This is a genomic window from Enterococcus saccharolyticus subsp. saccharolyticus (assembly GCF_029023825.1).
In the GTDB taxonomy this organism is placed as follows: domain Bacteria; phylum Bacillota; class Bacilli; order Lactobacillales; family Enterococcaceae; genus Enterococcus_F; species Enterococcus_F saccharolyticus.
This window is the reverse complement of the sequence record NZ_CP118957.1, coordinates 757,702-775,155: the sequence shown is the minus strand read 5'-3', so window position 1 is coordinate 775,155 and position 17,454 is coordinate 757,702. Positions and strand designations below refer to the sequence as shown.

Here is a 17,454-nt window from a genome sequence, read left to right as displayed (position 1 = left end):
TCCTCCTTACGCATCTAAATCATCATCTAAGTCATCGTCCAGGTCATCAAATGCCACTTGATTTGAGGCAACTGGTTGTGGTGCAGAAGTGCCTCCAATCACATTGTATTTCAATTGAATGAAAAGCAATGCCAGACATAAACCTAAACCACCAAAACCTACAAGATTGAAATTGGTAAAAGCAGCAAATAAGAAGCCCATATAAAAGAATGGTTTTAAGTAAGGAACATCCATCATATTAATAACCATCGCATATCCAACAACAACAATAATTCCCCCACCAATTTGTAAACCACCTGTTACGACTTCTGGAATACCATTTAAAAAATGACTGACGGCATCCGCACTAATCATTGAAATAATAAATGTTGGAATCATAACACGCAATGCTTGGAGTAATAAAGCAGAAATATGCATAATTTCTATCCCACGAAAATTCCCTTGCTCAGCATAACTATCCGCTTTATGAACAAAAAATACCGCAATCGTACGAACAAAAATAGTTAATGCTTGACCCGCAGCTGCTAAAGGAACCGCAATAGCAATCCCTTCTCCAATTCCTTGATGCGCAGTAATGACTAAAATAGTCGAAATAACTGACGCAATCGCTGTATCTGGAGCCATCGCTAAGCCTACATTCATCCACCCCAACGCCATCATTTCTAACGTCCCACCTAAAATAACACCAGTGGTAATATCACCTAAAACTAAACCAACAAGTGTACAAGCGACAAGTGGTCGATGGGTTTGACCTTCATCTAATACACTTCCCATGCCAGTAATTCCAGCAACAATTAAAAGCAGTATAATTTGTACTACAGACATATTCGCTCCTCCTATTCGCCAACTTTTGCAACTAATTCTTTATAAAAATCCACACTTGTATCACCTGGTAATTGGCGTAATTCAAGTTTGACACCTAAGTCATGTAACTTTCTAAAAGCTTCAATATTTTTAGATGATACACTGACGGCTTTAGTAATTTGTTGGCGGTCACGTTCAAAACGCATTCCACCAACATTAATTTCAGTTAAAGGAACACCCTTCTGTACTAAATCAACAATATCTTCTGGATTTTCAAATAATAGCATGACTGTATCATTGGTATAGCGTGGTGATTGATACGCACGTACCATTTTATCAACAGAAACGGCACTGGCTTTTACGTTAGCTGGTGCTACTGATAAAATTAACGTTTTGCGCATTTCATCTTGCGCAACCGCATCCGAAACAATAATAATACGACTAATTGGACGTAGTTTCACCCACTTTGTCAAAACTTGTCCATGAATAAAACGATCATCAATTCTAGCTAATTCAATTTTCATAATAAATCCTCCTCATCTTCTTCATCAGTTTGAATTCCCCGAACTTCTTCTTTAAAATTTTTAATGCCATCTTTACTTACTTCTTTTAGATACTCTACTAACTGTGCCAATGATTGATTTTTACCAGCCGCAGCTTCTAATAGCATGGGTAAATTAACTCCCGTAACAATATCTACATTTTCTTTTCCAAATGCTAATTGTGCTGCTGCGTTGTAAGGTGTTCCTCCAAAAACATCTACTAAAATTAATAATTCTTGATTCCCATCTAACGTATTGTACACATTGGTAAATTTTTCATTTACTTGTGGTAACCCTTCCCCCTTTAAAAACGGAACTGCTTGCACATCAGGATCAGCACCAAAAATCATTTCAAAAGCATCTAAAACACCTAAAGATATTTGACCATGACCACTAATTAAAATTGATACCATCTTTTTCACTCCTTTCATCTTACTATTTGCAAGATTTGTGCCAAACAGTGTTTCAAAAATAAAGTATTGATTATTAACCGTTCATCGATATCAAAAAAAGAGTGTCTCAAAATAAAAACACTCTTTTTTTGAATTATTTTCCTTTCAAAACACTGTTTCATTAAAACAAAACTGTTTTATTCATTTAATAAAACTTCGGCAATAAAAATTTTTTCATCTTCAGACAAAGATAGTACCAATTTTTCTTCTAGAGATTTTATCGTATTTGAGACAACTTCCAAAGGTTCCTTTAGTTCTTCACGCCATGGATCAGTATAAGTTAATGAATCTTGCTTGATGACTCTTTCAAATGCAAATGCCGTATGCACAACTAACTTCAAAATTAAAATATTTGAAAATGTTGTCTCAACTTTCATTTGCAATTCTTTTGTCCAATCAAGTAATAAATCCGTTAAGTGATACGGATTCAGATAAACTAAATACGTGTTTAAAGCATCTTGACATAAGTCTTTTACGACTGTGTTTTTTGGTTTTCGTTGTTTTTTCTCATAAGGTAAACCAACTGCTTGTCGTAAGACTTTATCGCCTGAACCTTCAATTAAATCTTCTAAACTAATATGAGGGACATCGATTTTAGGGTCTTTCGTACCAACTGTCGCTAAAATTTGATATTGTTCAATAAGCTTAGGCATCGCTTGGTGAATTTTCAGACTTGATACAGTAATAATCTCAACAGATTCTTCAGTAGAATTTTGCAGTACGCCTGCAATCATCTGTTCCATTTTTTTCGCTGTCCCCCGACCAGTTGTACAAATCGATAAAATGGCTTTTGCTCGTCCATTGTCTTGTAATTGAACGGTTGCTAAAAAATCTTTCATTACGGATGAATAAATTCCTGCTAAACTTAAATCCATATAATTTATCTTACGGACAACATCTAACACGATAAGTGTTGTTACATTTGGAATTGTTTTAATAGTAACACCTGATTTTTCCATCAATTTATTTTCCATCATTGCTAATGATCCCATATCAACAAGCATCAACACACCATTTTCTGTTTCTAATTCTTCAATTTGGTGTAATATTCGTTGGAACATCTCATCTGGACTAAGATTTAAAGGCATATCTAAAGCAACAATTGGTGCTGCTCCTAACAATTCAACTGCAACTTGTACCATCGAAGTGGCGGTTGAATTCCCATGTGTAACAACTAAAACACTCACTTGCCTTTTCTCCTCAACTGTTTCGATAGATACTAATAACATTGTTAAATAAATCACTTCAATTTCCGGTAAAAAAACCCCCAAACAGGTTTCTATTTCCAATTTAAATAATTGCGCAACTTCATATTCCCGACTATGATCCGAAGTAATCGTATGAATATCTAGTTGAGAGAGTAATTTATCTTTCTTTTCTCGACGAAAATAAGCATCTAAATGCATCCCGATATAGTAGAGAAATTTTCTATCAAAACGAACACCTAGATTTTTTTCAGCAATTTTTTTAAGTTCAATCGTTAAATTAGAGATTGTTGGATCCACAAACTTTAGTAAATTATAGTTCACTGCTTTATTATTAATAAAATTTTTAACATGAAGGTGCAAATCAGTCAAAATATATTGATGAATTTGTGCTTCAGGAATTCCTTCATTTTCTAAAATCTTGACTTTCTCTTCAATAATTTCATAGATATTTAATCCTTCATACTCTTCATCCAATCCTTTTTCTGAAGGATGAATAACAGTTGTCACACCCACTAGCTCCTCAATTTCCCTAGAACGCTGTATATTCTTACTACTTGAACTCCACTGTGATAACATTTCTTCAGGTAATTCTTGAATACCAATACTAATTTTATTTTTCTCATGTAAATTGTGTAAGAAAGATTGTGCACAAATCAATTGGATATGAGATTGCAATTGTCCTACATTACCATACGCAGCTGTATTAATTAATGCATTAATCACATCTATATCAATGACAAATGTTCGTTGTACCCGCTTAGCTTCTTTTTCAAATAAAAACTTTGTCAATTCTATTCTTTCTCGTAAAGAACGCTGGTTTAATGCTGGAATTTGAATTGTCATTGGAATTCTTCGCAAAAATGTTTCTAATAAAGAAGAATTAGGATCTTCTGTTGTTGCACAAATAATTAAAACTTTCGCTTGGCGTTTAAATCCCGTTTCACCTAAACGATTAAAACGATTGTGGTCAATAAAATAAAACAACATCTCTTGACCTTCAGGAGTTAATCGATGAATTTCATCAAGCAAAAGAATACCTCCATTAGCCTTTTCTACTAAACCAGCGTGATCTTCTTCTGCTCCAGTAAAAGCACCTTTCGTATAACCAAATAATTGTGAAAGTAAAAGTTGTGGATTATGATAATAATCCGCACAATTAAAACTTTCAAAAGGAGCATCTTCATCAATTAATTTTTCAAAAATAGAGTATTGATAAATTTTATTTGCAAAAAAAGTTTTTCCTGAACCAGTGGGTCCTAATAACAACATATGCAAGCCATTAGGGGGATAATAAACGGCCGCTTTGGCTTGAAAAACAGCTTTTTTCAAACTATTATTACTCCCAATCATCATCTCAAAAGGATTTCTTTTGACCTTTCGAGTTGGACGATGAACAAATGTGGATAAATCTGTTATCTCTTCTATTTGATGATCCCATTGAATTTGTAATTTTTCTTCTAGTACTTTAATCGGTAAATAACCTACTGGATATGATTTAATTTTTAAAACACGTTTTTCGCGCACTAATTTATTTAACTCCAAACTAGTATTTGCTCTGGTTAAATTTAACTGTTCTGCAAGTTCCTTTGCAGATGACCCAGGTTTCATTAAAAAATCTTGTTTCTCACATTCTTGCCAGATATCCAATAGCGCTTGATACACTTTTTCAATACGTTTCATGTGTACTCCCAACCTTTTTAAAACACTTTTTATTCAAGTATAGCCAATTCAAAGCAGTTTGCCAACGCTTGACTAAAACCATTTTCTTGATTAGAAACAGTTACTACATCAGCTTGTTGTTTGATTCTTTCGGGTGCATTTCCCATAGCAATGCCTATCCCAGCATGTTGAATCATCGGTAAATCATTATAATTATCGCCGATTGCAACTGCTTCTTCTAATGATAAACTATATTTTCGGCAAAGAAATTCTAACGCTGCCAACTTAGAAACATCTTTATTTATAATTTCTAGATACGTTGTTTTTGAAAGATGACAAGTTACACCTAACAAATTCGCCGAAATTAAAGCAATTTCTAGTTGAGCAATTTCTTTTTCATCTCCCATGCATAAAATTTTATGTATAGGATGATACTCTTTTAAAAAAACATGCATATCTACTACTTCAGGTTGTACTCCCGTGATATCCATTTCTTGTTGTTCCCAAGTCCCTATTTTTTCAACTAACCAACGATCACTAGAATAGATGTTGATACTTATAGCGGGAAACATTGAAGTAATTAATTGATATAACATCAAAGTGTCTAATCTTTCTAAAGCGACACTATACAAATCAACAAATTGTTGGCTTTGAACCTGTGTAATCAACGCCCCATTAAAACAAACTAACGGCGTCTGAAGTGTTAATTCTTCTGCAATAGTTATCATTGCTTTTGGTGGGCGTGCTGAAGTCAAAACAATTTTCACATCTCGGCGTTGTAACTCTTGAACAACTTGTCTAGTTTCATTTGTTAATTGATGGTTTTCATCGAGCAATGTCCCATCAATATCACTAAAAATAATTTTCTTTGTCATAGCATTTCCTCCTAAAAAACAATTTCTGTTTTTGGCATAAAATAACAATATTGTTCTTCTGTTAATTCTTTATCTGTAATAAATTGATCAATTTGATCATAGTTTGCTCCTTTAAAGTGTCCTTGTTTAAAAAATTTTTGATTTTCAGCAACTAAAATAACTCTCCTACTTTGTGCAATAATTTTTTGTTTAATAAGTGCATTGTGTCTTTCTTTAAAAAAAATTCCTTCTTGCTCCAAACTTGCTGCACCAATAATACAACAATCAAACTTAAGTTGTTGAATTGTATTTAACGCTTCTTCTGAAAAAAAGAAACGATTTTCTTTGTCTAGTAATCCACCAAGTACATGCGTCTCTACCTGAGGTGTATTGGTTAAAGCAACCGCATGATCTAAAGAATGTGTGTAGATTGTACAACATTTTTCTAACTGTTGTGCAACTAACAAAAGCGTTGTAGATACATCTAAAAAGCATACACCATTTTCTGGTAAATACTTCTGCACTAAGGCTGCCATATGTTCTTTTTCAGGTTTTGACATATGCGTACGTTCAAGGAAATCAAATACTTGTGGACTAGCGACTGCTAGCATAATTCCTCCATGAGTACGAATAACTTTGTCTGATTTTAACACTTCTAAAATATCACGCCGTGCTGTATCCGCAGAAACAGAAAACGCATTCATCATTTCTTTTTTTGTTACTTTCCCTTGTTGTGCCAGTAGTTGATAGATTTTTTGAATTCTTTCTTCTTGATACACAATTCTCACCTCTCAGTATTATTATATAAGCATATGTAAGCACATACAAGTATTTATAAGCAAAAAAAGCATCTTCAGTTTAGAAGATACTTTTCTTTCACTAGTCCTGTTGGAATGTATATTTCATTTTCTTTAAATTTTCTTTATGCCAACGATTTCCCGTCATCGTTGAAGCATTTAGTGTCAAAATTGCATTCATACCATTGGGTAACTTTTCGTTTGTATGGATAATTAATTGCGCATTCATCCCTTTAGCAATATATTCTATTCCACTTAATTGGTCTCGTCTAAAAATGACATGATCCGTAAAGATTTGTAATTGTCGTTGATATTTAGCAGCAATAACTAATTCTCTAGTGATATATGCAAAACTCATAATTGGTTGCATATTTACAACATTAACTGAAACAATCGTGTGTCCTTTTTCAATATTGATATCCGGATAGTTCGTTTGAATATAAGTGCAAAAATCTTCTTCTTTTAGAAATAATCCCATTATTATCCTCCTCATTTTCACTATCATTTTGATTCATTATAACATGTGAAAAAAACAAACAGAAAATTATTTGAAACGATTCTCTTTATCATTTAAGGGATTCTGATGTCTAAATAACTATCGTAGTGCTATATTGAATAGGAAGGAGGGCATAATGATGTGGACATTATTTAGTACACTCGCATGTACGAGTAGTTTATTTATCGGACTTATTTTAGATGCGATGCATTGGGAAGGTAGCTGGATGATTTATCTGGTTGGTATTATTTTAGGTGGTTTGGAAATCACCATTGAAGGTTTACAGGAATTGATGAAAGAAAAACAGTTTAATGTAGACTTATTAATGATTATTGCTGCAGTTAGTGCAGGCATTATCGGTGATTGGCGGGAAGGCGCACTGCTTATTTTTATTTTTAGCTTGAGTCATTTAATGGAGGAATATGCAACAGAAAAAAGCGCTCGAGCCATTAATCATTTGGTCAATCGCCAACCAAAAGTTGCCCGCATGATTTTAGCAAATGGCGACTATCAACTGGTCGATGTCAATCAAGTGACTATTGGTGATCGACTAGCTGTTTTTAAAGGAGAACATATTCCTACAGATGCCATTATTTTACAAGGTGCTTCTGAATTAGATGAATCGATCGTTAATGGCGAAAGTATTCCTCAACTCAAACAGCAAGGAGCAGAAGTGTTCGGTGGAACAATCAATTTGGGGAATGAATTAATCATTGAAGTAAATAAAGAGCAGTCTGAAACCGTCTTTTCAAAAATTATTCAACTGGTCGAAGAAGCCCAAAATAGTCAAACAAAAACAGAAACCTTTATCCAAAAAATTGAAAATCGTTATGTGTTGGTGATACTTGTGGGTGTTCCTCTAGCTATTTTATTCTTCCATTTTGGATGGCATTGGGCTTGGAATGAAAGTGTATATCGTGGTGTCAATTTATTAGTCGTTGCTAGTCCGTGTGCTTTAGTCGCTAGTAGCACGCCGGCATTATTAAGTGCGATTAGTAATGGTGCTCGTCACGGTGTGTTATTCAAAGGGGGCACATATTTGGAAGCATTAGCAGAAATTAAAAGTATTGCCTTTGATAAAACAGGAACCTTGACTACTGGCAAACCAAATGTGACGGATACTTTTTGGACAATTCCTGAAGAAGAAATTATTCCTTTTGTGATTGGTTTAGAAGAAAAAAGTACCCATCCATTAGCACAAGCAATTGTTCGCCATTGGCCAGATTCTCCAAAAGAACCATTGCTTGTTGAAGAACTAACTGCTAAAGGAATTCAAAGTTTGCACAATGGCATCCATTATTATATTGGCAAAAAACTGGGTTCTTACACAGAACCATCAATGATTCAAGAATGGAAAAAACAAGGAAAAACAGTGGTCTATGTTGAACGCAATCGACAATTCGTCGGTGCTATTGCCCTACGCGATACATTAAATCCACATGCCAAAGAGGTTATTCACTATTTCAATGAAGCACACGTACACACAATGATGCTAACTGGTGATAATCCGCATACAGCTGAAACGATTGCACGTGAAATAGGCATCCACGACTATCAAGCAAATTTATTGCCAGCAGATAAAGTCCGCTTTTTAAATGAACAGAAACAAAAATTCGGTAAAACTGCCATGTTAGGTGATGGCGTCAATGATGCTCCTGCTCTAGCTAGTGCTACCATTGGCATTGCGATGGGTGAAGGAACTGACGTGGCGATGGATATTGCCGATGTGGTTATTCTTGAAAATAATTTGTCAAAATTAATCTATACTCATCAATTATCACAAAAAATGAAACACGTGATTATCCAAAATATTTGCTTTAGCATTGCAGTTATTTTGCTATTGATTGCTATAAATCTCTTACAAATTTTAACCATTCCACTCGCCGTCATCGGACACGAAGGCAGTACCATTCTAGTCATTCTCAACGGGTTGCGTTTACTTAAAAATATTGCATAAAACAGCAGGTTGATTTCAATCATCAACCTGCTGTTTCCCTATAAGGTCATAAATTCTTCTTGGGGCACGTCTTTAAAAGCTAAAATCCAAGCATCTAATTCATCTTCTGCATGCAAGGAACAAATATCTAAATCGATTTTTTCATTGACTGAAGATACAATACCTGTTAAAGGACTCACAAATTCACCGACTAGTTTCTCCGCTTTTAATTCAAGGAATGTTTCACCTCTTGCCACTCGTTGCTCTGCTTGAGGTAAGGATACTTGTGTAATTGATCCTAGCTCTTGTTGCATCTTTTTCGTCAACCCCACAACATATTCTGTACCATTAAATAAAATCCAAAAATTATCGGTCTCCTTAAAAATGATTTTTTTCATCTCACACAATCCTTTCATTTATTTTTTTGTACTTAAAATAGATCCTCTCATTTTATTCTATCGGTTCTTTTGGCTTAAATTTCTAGTCTTTTATAAAAAAATTGAATATTTTTTCACAATAAAAAAATCAACAAGAACTGATTTTCGCACTTCTTGTTGATACCGCTATTTTTTCCTCACAGATACTAATAACATCATTGGTCGCCGCATTTCATCTTGCATGCCTGCGATAGTTCGCATTTCCTTGGGTGGTTGTGGTTCAATAATATGTTGGAACTCAAATCCATGTTGCAACAATGTGTTTAAATAGGTTGTGAGCGTCCGATGATATTTTGTCACCTGTTCTCCCAAGATATTTGCTTGTCTTGGTCCCTCATAATAATAATTATCAACTGGAAAATGAAGAATCTCTCCCTTTTCATCATACCACCAATCTTGTGTTCCTTGAGAAGTGAAAACAGGGTACTCCACAGAAAAAACAAACACTCCTTGAGGTTTTAACCACGTTCCAATTCGACGAACAATCGATTCAAAATCTTGGATATAATGAAAAGCTAACGAACTAATGACCACATCAAAGGTCGCTGCTGGAAAATGTGCTTCTTCCATCGCCATACAACGATAACTAATTTTTTCGTCAGCATTTTTTTCTTGAGCAGTCTGTAACATTTTCTCGGAAAGATCAATGCCTATCACGTCACTTGCGCCCTTTTCAACAGCGTATTTACAATGCCAACCATAACCACACCCTCAGTCCAATACGCTCTTTTCTTGAAAACCAGGTAGAATCTTTTGCAATTCTGGCCATTCTCCAGCACCTTTTAATCCTTCTGTGGAGCGAGACATTGCGCTGTACTTTTGAAAAAAATTCTCGTCATTGTATTTATTTTCTTTCATCACACATCCCTCATTTCATGTTCTAGTATATCTATTTTTGTATAAAAAAGAAACGTTCGATGTATTGAGACATCAGACGTTTCTTTACTTAATTAGAATTTTTTTGCTACAGTTGCGACACGTGTCATTCCTTCTGCAATAATCTCAGCTGTTTTCGATGGGTCAGCATTGTGTCCTTCAATAATCACTTCATCCGTAATAGTCATGCCAAACATTCCGCCGAAGACTTTTTCCATAAAGGTTACAGCTGTTTCCATACCGCTCATTTCACCTGAGTAAACGCCACCGCGAGCATTTAATAAAATGATTTCTTTCTCAGCTAATAATTGATTCATTGAACCATCTTCGTTGTAAGAGAACGTAAATCCAGCTTGGAAAATATAATCAATGAATGTATGCAACGCTGCTGGAATAGTTAAGTTCCACATTGGGAAAGCAAATACAATCGTATCCGCTGCTGCAAATTTATCTTGCACTTCTTGACGGATAGTCATCAATGCTTGTTCTGCTTCATTCAATGTGTCATTTTGCGCTAATTTACCAAACGCATCAAATAATGTTTGACCAATATAAGGCATTGGTTGTGCATAGACATCAAACGTTGTGATTTCTACATTATTTTTATCTAAATTTTCTACAAACGTATCAAACATTTTTGCTGATACGCCATCTGGACGGTTATTCGCTTTTACTACTAAGATTTTTTTCATTTGTATTCCACCTTTTCAATAATTGTTAACAAAAAGTAGTATACTATAAAAGAATTTCACTTACAATAAATAAGCTCTTACAAATTGTAAGTTTTTTAACCGACAAAAAAGACGCATCCATTTTAGGAGCGTCTCATAAACTCATTGGTAACCTCTGTGGTAACTTTAATTTTACAGAATGGACTTTCTTTTTATCTACCTAAAATTTCTATTTACACAAAATATTTTACGCTATCCAAAAATATGAAAGAGAAAGTTTTATCAATTTAAGTAAAATGTAACATTTCCCCCCTTTTATTATTAGTTGTCGCTTATTCCTTTATAAATAAATTAAACAAAACAAAAAAAGAAACCCTTGATTGAACAAGAGTTTCTCGTTTGTCAGATAATAAAAAATTAACGACGGATTTCTTTGATACGAGCTGCTTTTCCGTGTAATGCACGTAAGTAGTACAATTTTGCACGACGTACTTTACCGTAACGAACAACTTCAATTTGTGCAACACGTGGAGTGTGCAATGGGAATGTACGTTCTACACCGACACCGTTTGAAACTTTACGAACTGTATAAGTTTCGCTGATTCCAGCACCACGACGTTTGATAACAACGCCTTCGAATAACTGGATACGTTCACGAGTACCTTCGACAACTTTCGCATGTACGCGAACTGTGTCACCAGGACGGAAAGCTGGGATGTCTGTACGTAATTGTTCTTGAGTTAGTTCTTGAATCAATGGATTCATAATTTATCATTCTCCTTATTTCCAAATATTCTTAAAGTATTTTTGCCACTTCAGCGGAATATTGTAATAGTTGAGTATTACACTCACTGAAACATATTAGCATACTTACCAACAGGTGTAAAGAAAATTTTCTTGTCATTCTTATTTTTTTCTATACTCATGAAAAACCCACACAAATCATCAGCAATTTGTGTGGGTGTTCGATTATACTTTAAATTTGCGCGCTTCTTCTTGGAGATCTTGTGCTGTTTGACTGAATGACATCGCCACTGTTGCGACATCATTAATGGTTTCTGATTATTCATTCATCGAAACAGCAATTGCTTCAATATTGTCTGATGTTATATGTGAACCGGTCGCAATTTCTAAAACGGACACAGACACTTCTTCGGCACTTACTGATAATTCTTCTGACGTTGTGGAAATATCCGGGATTTGATTCGCCATTTCATGCACCGCACCAACAATAGCTTCAAAGGAATCACCTGCATCAGTAATTACTTCCACGCCTTTTTCAACGGCAGGCAATGTATTGGTCATCGCTTGGGTGACTGTTTTGGTATCATTTTTGATTTCAGTAGTTAGTTTCGTAATTGAGGTTGCCTATTATTGTGATAAATTCTGTTAGTATTATCGGTTACAAATAGATGCTTTTATAGACCGTTATTTAAAAAAGAGCAATCAAAACCTCCAGTGTGAACTGGAGGTTTGTTCTTCGGCTGAAAGCCTCTTTTACCGGCCATAGCCTAAAAGGCTTCCTGAACGGTTTCCCACTTGCACCACTTTTACTCACTGATCCTTAAAGAATCTCTTTCACTTCTTCTTGTTTTTTTGTCCTGTAAACGGATCATACTCTTCAAACAATGTTAGCTGATCTGCTACATAATCTTCTTGTACTTGATTCCGAATGTATTCTTCGATCTGCTTCTTATTTCTTCCTACTGTATCCACGTAATACCCTCTACACCAAAATTTTCGGTTCCCATACCGATACTTCAAATTCGCATGTCTGTCAAAAATCATTAAGCTACTCTTGCCTTTTAAATAGCCTACAAAACCTGATACACTATATTTTGGTGGGATACTTACGAGTAAGTGGATATGATCTTTGCACGCATTTGCTTCGATGATCTCCACTCCTTTTCTTTCACATAATGTTCGGATGATCTCACCTATACTTTTCTTATACTTTCCATAAATCACTTGTCGTCTATATTTTGGTGCAAAAACAATGTGGTACTTACATTTCCATGTCGTGTGTGATAAACTTTCATTAGCCTTTTTCATAATAGGCACCTCCTAAATTGATGGATGTGGTGGTCGGGAAACCAATTTCATCTTATCATTTTTGGGAGGCTTTTTTAATACCTCGCTGGAAGCTCTTTGGAACCCCCGGCTTAGCCAGGGGTTTTCAATACACATAAAAAAAACTGATCGATTAAACAAGTTAATCGACCAGTTTGATAGTAAAATTCTACTTCCTGTTTAGTAAGAATTTTGGGGAATGAACTGACACTACGCTACGCAGATTTTCGAGTAAAAAATGATACTACTGCTACTACAATCACTGCACCGATAATTGAAGGAACAATTGCCATACCAGCAAGTTTTGGCCCCCAATTTCCTAATAGTGATTGACCAACTGCTGAACCAATTAATCCAGCAACAACATTTGCAATAATTCCCATTGAGGAACCTTTATTTGTAATTGCTCCTGCAATTGCTCCGATAACGCCACCTACAATTAATGACCATAATAATCCCATGTTATTCCTCTCCTTTACTTTGATTTATATCAGGTCTCGTTTTATTCTACACGAGGTTCTGTACGTTCTTGAATTTCATTGACGCCTTTATCTACGCCACGTTTTGCTTTTGTTGTTTGTTTTGAAATATAGCTTCCCGCAGTACTGGCTGCATCTGTGACTTTGTCTTGCACAGTTTCGCTATCTTCTTCGTATTCTTTTTTAGATTTAATATCTGCTACATTTACATTGACTTCGATCACATCAAGATGTGTCATATTGCCAACTTCACGTGAGATAACTTCTTTTACTTCATCATAAATCTTTTTAATATCTTTGCCATATTCGACAACAACATCCATATCTACAGCTACTTGTTTTTTACCAACTTCTGTACTGATACCAGATGTTACATTGTCTGTATTGACTAATTTTTCAGCTAAGTTTGAGAAGAATCCACCATCAACCGTTAATAAGCCATCAATTTCCTCTAAAGCAATGCCAATAATTTTTTGAATTACTTTATCGTCGAAAGTAAGTTCTCCTGTAATATGTTTTGGTGTCACTTCTTTATTCGGTACTACTGGTACATTTGGTTGTTTTTCCATGTTAATTCCTCCTAGTAATTATTTTATATTTTAGGTCGTTTAAATGAATCGAAAAAACCAATCGAATTCAGATAAAAACCTATATACGCACCTAAAACTGTTAAAAAGATAACCAATATCGTCTTGAAAAATCCGACTGTAATGAGAAGAATCGCCAAGATCAAACCCGCCAATCCACCTATTATCGGATATTGGTATTGTTGAAATAGTCTGTTCATGTGATCCTCTCCTTTACTCTACACGACGAGAATCGTTGTTTTTTTTCGTTTCTTGATAGTCTTCTAAAACAACTTGTGTAGTCAATTTGTCTGAGGTACCTAACAATTGCCTTAATTCAGCAGTGACTTCTTCAATCAATAAGCGTTGTTGCTGTGGAACAGCAATCACTTTCCGCATTTTCCCCTGAATTTTCACTTTAATATTCTTTTTACGCATGACTACCTTGACTGAGGGGTTTTCAAGAAAAGGTTCTTTACGAACAATTTGTAAGACAAAATGTTCAATTGCCTTTTTCTGAATGGTTAATTTGCCATGTTCATCTTCTAAAGTAATGGAATGCTTCGTGCTTGGATAAAAAATTACCATGACGAGCAATACCAGAAGAATGATTGAACAAATCACGCTACCCCAGAATAAAAAGTAAGGGATGATACCACCAATAAATGGATAATCATACATAGAAAGCAAACTAAACGGGAGATACGTTACGGTTTGATTTTCAATCATCACGAAAACAAAAATACTAAGTGTCAAGAGCAAAAAAATTCCTATCAGCCACTTCCATATCTTATTCATACTTTCACCTCTTTAATAAAAAATTGGTTGTGTTTGAAATAAATTATACGAGTTATGCTTGTAAAGAAATTGTATGCATTCCTTTTTAAAATGGTATATAATAAATAGAGTTACCGAAAAGAGAGATAATCGTTCGTATAAAATACGTACAAAATCCGATTAAAAACATAGCGTTTTGTTATTTAAATATTTTTAGGAATACGAATATGCAATATCTTTTATCATATAATCATTTCTATATCAAACGAAATAGCATTATTGTGTTTCAAAATAAAACAAAAATAATTATGTTTTCAATCAATCTCTTGTTATCGATACATTTATTGTACAACGCTTTTTTTTTAAATACATGTCATTTTTTAACCTACTCTGGATACTTTACTATCTAGAATGTGTGGAATTCCTTGTCATATCAAGGAAAACAATTCTTTTGCGATTCATACCAAAAAACTTTATTTTCTTGGTTTTTCATGAACAAATGTTTGATTTATTTTTTTCGCTCATTTTTTTGAATTCGCTTACAATTATAGCGTAACATAATCTTTGAAATATTTCTCGTCAGAACCATTTCATCTTTTGTACCAGTGTGGATATTTAAAAAAATGAGTATCTATTTTCTATAAGAAACACGTATAATAAAACACATAAGTTTTAGATAAAATAAAAGTATTTCCCTTTTCTAAACGTGCTAGATTCATTTAAAATAACAAATAAATTAAACTTTTATCCATCTAAAGTGTGTGTCAAGAAAGGACAAACAAACTATGATGTACGGAATTTCTTCAACTGCTTGGTTGAAACAAAACATTTTATTTGCTTTAGAAGAAGAAACACAATTCATCTCCAGTCGTGAACTAACACAAATTGTCGGCGACTATAGTCAATCAACTATTAAAAAAATTTGTCGTGAGTTACAAGAAGAAATTGAGCAAACTTATCCTACTGATATCTCTACATTAATTATTGACCAACGCAATGGGATTAAATTAACCCGACAATCAAGTATCAATTACCAGAAATTACTTGCATCGATTTTTTCAGCCGAATTAGGTTACGAATTACTACAACAATTATTACTGAAACGTTCTATTTCTACTGTCGCTTTTTGTAATAGCCATTACATTAGCGAATCACAATTACGTCGAAAAATAAAAGATATTAATGCATCACTAAAAAAACACAACATTCACATTACTCTATCAAATGATATTACCATTAGCGGTGAAGAGTATAAATTACGCTCTTTCTTTTTTGTCTTTTTATTTACCGTTCATCGTCAGTTTTCTTTTATTTCATGGGCAAAAAATAAATCCACAGTGATTCAATTATCCGAACAAATTGCTTCTCAGTTAGCAATTGAAGCTGATAGTCGAACAATCGAGATCATCGCACTTTGGGTATTTATTACCATTTCAGCCATGAAATACGGTTGGACACTGACTTATACTGAGCAGGAACAACAAATTTTAGAAAGTTTTACAATGCCCAAACGTCCCGCTTTTTTAACAGATTGGAAAGATGAAGACTGGCAATTATTCGTCATGGCCATTTATAGTTCAGATATTATTGATTTTCATTTACAAGTAAATTTAGCTTCTCTGGAACAAGTTCTCCCTTTGCAAGATGCGGAAATTTGGATTGAACTCTTTGAAGAAAAATTTTTACCTTTGACAGATATTCAACAAGAGTTCGTCTATAAAAAATTTGTCAAACAATTATTAGCAAACTACTTTTTTGAACCTGATGAAAATAGTTTAAATAATTTTACCAAACGGTACAGCGAAGAATTAAAAACACTCTATCCCATCTTATTTGATAAATATAATAGTTTATGGAAAACTTTTTTACAAAAAACATCCGAAACATCGTATGAGTATTTTCAAATTGAAAGTTTATTGTTATGTTTTTATCTCGTTCCTCGAAAAATTTTCTTTCCGAGAATCAAGATTTTTATTCGTTCAGATTTAACATTTTTATATACCAAACACATTGAATTTCGTGTTTCTACTCGCTTTTGCGACCAATATTTCATTGAATTTACTACAGATATTCATCAAGCAGATATCATTTTAAGTACAGCTGCTTTAAAGGAAATGGATGATTATGTGTCAAATTTCAACAATTTAGTTCCAATTATTTTAATTAACTCCAAAATTTCAGAAAATGATTTTGCTAAAATTGAAGATGCACTTATTCAACTCACATCTACTTTATTAATAGAAACAAAAAAGACTGCGATATAAGCTTCTATAAAAATAAAATATCCCAACGCTAGAATGAGTACTCTCTATCGTTGGGATATTTTTTTATTTTTATTATTGTCTCTTTTTACGCTTTAACGCACCACTAACACATCGCATGGTGCTCGATTGATTAAATAAGTGGTCGTCGAACCAGCTAAGGTCTCTTCTGATTCGCCAGTTGCACCAATGACAATCAAATCAATGGCACGTTCTGGTTCTTTGGCAAAAGCAATAATTTGTTGTTTCGGATTGCCATAAGAAACAATGACTGATAAATTTTCTTCTGGTAGCGTTTGAGCAATGTCTTGTTTGATATTCGCTAGCTCTTCGATTAAATATTTTCTTGTTCCTTCCATCATCTTCATCAAACGTGGAGAATTCAATAAATAGCTAGGTGTATCTAGAATACGTACAACGGTTAAGCTGGCTTGTTTTAGTTTCGCTTCTTCCACAGCATTAGCAATGACTTTTCCTTCCATCGCTGATCCATCAATGGCCACTAATATATGTTTATGCACAACAAACACCCTTTCTGTAGGTACCTTCTCCTTTTATTTTAACAAAAA

At 34.1% G+C, this 17,454-nt stretch carries 19 protein-coding genes and 1 pseudogene; 2 read left to right on the top strand and 18 right to left on the bottom strand.

Features of this window, described 5'->3' with window-relative positions; all coding sequences use genetic code 11:
- Positions 1–6: 6 nt before the first annotated feature.
- The 7 genes from PYW32_RS04100 to PYW32_RS04070 all read right to left on the bottom strand — a co-directional run bounded on the left by PYW32_RS04100 (position 7) and on the right by PYW32_RS04070 (position 6,794).
- The gene (locus tag PYW32_RS04100; protein WP_016175590.1) at positions 7–825 is read right to left on the bottom strand and encodes a PTS mannose/fructose/sorbose transporter subunit IIC; all 819 of its coding nucleotides are present in this window, start codon (positions 823–825) and stop codon (positions 7–9) included.
- Between the two features lie 11 nt (positions 826–836).
- Positions 837–1,328 (bottom strand): PTS sugar transporter subunit IIB, encoded by a 492-nt coding sequence (locus tag PYW32_RS04095; protein WP_016175591.1) that lies wholly within the window; start codon positions 1,326–1,328, stop codon positions 837–839.
- Entirely contained in the window at positions 1,325–1,759 is a 435-nt protein-coding gene (locus tag PYW32_RS04090) for a PTS sugar transporter subunit IIA (RefSeq protein ID WP_016175592.1), read from the bottom strand. Before PYW32_RS04090 ends, PYW32_RS04095 begins: the two co-directional genes overlap by 4 nt.
- Positions 1,760–1,935: 176 nt before the next feature.
- Positions 1,936–4,686, bottom strand: coding sequence for a sigma-54-dependent transcriptional regulator (locus PYW32_RS04085; RefSeq protein WP_016175593.1), 2,751 nt, complete (start codon positions 4,684–4,686; stop codon positions 1,936–1,938).
- A 29-nt stretch (positions 4,687–4,715) separates the two neighbouring features.
- A complete protein-coding gene (locus tag PYW32_RS04080) occupies positions 4,716–5,540 on the bottom strand; it encodes a Cof-type HAD-IIB family hydrolase (protein ID WP_016175594.1) in 825 nt (274 codons plus the stop codon).
- A gap of 11 nt (positions 5,541–5,551) precedes the next feature.
- On the bottom strand, positions 5,552–6,298 hold the full coding sequence (locus tag PYW32_RS04075; RefSeq protein WP_016175595.1) for a DeoR/GlpR family DNA-binding transcription regulator: 747 nt from the start codon (positions 6,296–6,298) through the stop codon (positions 5,552–5,554).
- 100 nt (positions 6,299–6,398) lie between these two features.
- Entirely contained in the window at positions 6,399–6,794 is a 396-nt protein-coding gene (locus PYW32_RS04070) for a hypothetical protein (protein WP_016175596.1), read from the bottom strand.
- 154 nt (positions 6,795–6,948) lie between these two features.
- Here PYW32_RS04070 and PYW32_RS04065 point away from each other — a divergent pair, with 154 nt between their 5' ends.
- A complete protein-coding gene (locus tag PYW32_RS04065) occupies positions 6,949–8,769 on the top strand; it encodes a heavy metal translocating P-type ATPase (RefSeq protein WP_016175597.1) in 1,821 nt (606 codons plus the stop codon).
- Between the two features lie 38 nt (positions 8,770–8,807).
- Here the strand turns inward: PYW32_RS04065 and PYW32_RS04060 are convergent, their stop codons facing one another.
- The 10 genes and pseudogenes from PYW32_RS04060 to amaP all read right to left on the bottom strand — a co-directional run bounded on the left by PYW32_RS04060 (position 8,808) and on the right by amaP (position 14,645).
- Complete coding sequence (locus tag PYW32_RS04060) at positions 8,808–9,146, bottom strand: glycine cleavage system H family protein (protein ID WP_016175598.1); 339 nt, start codon at positions 9,144–9,146, stop codon at positions 8,808–8,810.
- Between the two features lie 165 nt (positions 9,147–9,311).
- Positions 9,312–10,043: pseudogene (locus tag PYW32_RS04055) on the bottom strand (class I SAM-dependent methyltransferase).
- Positions 10,044–10,135: 92 nt separating this feature from the next.
- Complete coding sequence (locus PYW32_RS04050) at positions 10,136–10,753, bottom strand: FMN-dependent NADH-azoreductase (RefSeq protein WP_016175601.1); 618 nt, start codon at positions 10,751–10,753, stop codon at positions 10,136–10,138.
- Between the two features lie 396 nt (positions 10,754–11,149).
- Positions 11,150–11,497 carry a 50S ribosomal protein L19 gene (rplS, locus tag PYW32_RS04045; RefSeq protein ID WP_002357176.1) on the bottom strand — a complete coding sequence of 116 codons (348 nt, stop codon included), beginning with the start codon at positions 11,495–11,497 and terminating at the stop codon, positions 11,150–11,152.
- 297 nt (positions 11,498–11,794) lie between these two features.
- Complete coding sequence (locus PYW32_RS04040; RefSeq protein WP_071859197.1) at positions 11,795–12,091, bottom strand: methyl-accepting chemotaxis protein; 297 nt, start codon at positions 12,089–12,091, stop codon at positions 11,795–11,797.
- Positions 12,092–12,310: 219 nt separating this feature from the next.
- Positions 12,311–12,784, bottom strand: a complete 474-nt coding sequence (gene tnpA, locus PYW32_RS04035; RefSeq protein ID WP_016174131.1) for an IS200/IS605 family transposase — start codon at positions 12,782–12,784, stop codon at positions 12,311–12,313.
- A gap of 233 nt (positions 12,785–13,017) precedes the next feature.
- On the bottom strand, positions 13,018–13,263 hold the full coding sequence (locus PYW32_RS04030; protein WP_016175603.1) for a GlsB/YeaQ/YmgE family stress response membrane protein: 246 nt from the start codon (positions 13,261–13,263) through the stop codon (positions 13,018–13,020).
- A 41-nt stretch (positions 13,264–13,304) separates the two neighbouring features.
- Positions 13,305–13,850, bottom strand: coding sequence for an Asp23/Gls24 family envelope stress response protein (locus PYW32_RS04025; RefSeq protein ID WP_016175604.1), 546 nt, complete (start codon positions 13,848–13,850; stop codon positions 13,305–13,307).
- A gap of 23 nt (positions 13,851–13,873) precedes the next feature.
- The gene (locus tag PYW32_RS04020) at positions 13,874–14,068 is read right to left on the bottom strand and encodes a DUF2273 domain-containing protein (RefSeq protein WP_016175605.1); all 195 of its coding nucleotides are present in this window, start codon (positions 14,066–14,068) and stop codon (positions 13,874–13,876) included.
- Between the two features lie 13 nt (positions 14,069–14,081).
- Positions 14,082–14,645, bottom strand: coding sequence for an alkaline shock response membrane anchor protein AmaP (gene amaP, locus PYW32_RS04015; RefSeq protein ID WP_016175606.1), 564 nt, complete (start codon positions 14,643–14,645; stop codon positions 14,082–14,084).
- A gap of 764 nt (positions 14,646–15,409) precedes the next feature.
- Between amaP and PYW32_RS04010 the strand changes: the two genes are divergently transcribed.
- Complete coding sequence (locus tag PYW32_RS04010) at positions 15,410–16,888, top strand: helix-turn-helix domain-containing protein (protein ID WP_016175607.1); 1,479 nt, start codon at positions 15,410–15,412, stop codon at positions 16,886–16,888.
- A 92-nt stretch (positions 16,889–16,980) separates the two neighbouring features.
- Here the strand turns inward: PYW32_RS04010 and PYW32_RS04005 are convergent, their stop codons facing one another.
- A complete protein-coding gene (locus PYW32_RS04005) occupies positions 16,981–17,406 on the bottom strand; it encodes a universal stress protein (protein ID WP_016175608.1) in 426 nt (141 codons plus the stop codon).
- Between the last annotated feature and the right edge of the window lie 48 nt (positions 17,407–17,454).